The following is a 284-nucleotide window of genomic DNA, read 5'->3' as shown; positions in this document are numbered from 1 at the left end:
TATGTTCGCCTTATTTTTAATTTTACGCCCGCCTGTTGAATACTATAGGCAATATTTTGCCCAGTGGACAGCCAGCAAGGTACTCTACGATATAAGAGCCAAGCTGTTTGACCATATACAGAAATTGAGCCTTCGTTTTTATGCGAATACAAGAACAGGGGAAGTCATTTCCCGAGTGATCAATGATGTGGAACAAACAAAGGATTTTGTCATCACAGGCCTGATGAATATTTGGCTTGATATGCTGACGATTTTGATTGTGATCTCTATCATGCTGACACTGG

The 284-nt window shown here is 40.5% G+C and carries 1 protein-coding gene; it reads left to right on the top strand.

Annotation, left to right across the window (positions count from 1 at the left end; translation table 11 throughout):
• Positions 1-284 (top strand): ABC transporter transmembrane domain-containing protein (locus CF394_RS00670; protein WP_133079780.1); only part of this gene is annotated, 284 nt, incomplete at both ends.

This window comes from Tetzosporium hominis (assembly GCF_002265435.1).
In the GTDB taxonomy this organism is placed as follows: Bacteria; Bacillota; Bacilli; order Bacillales_A; family Planococcaceae; genus Chryseomicrobium; species Chryseomicrobium hominis.
This window is presented reverse-complemented; position numbering and strand designations above follow the sequence as displayed.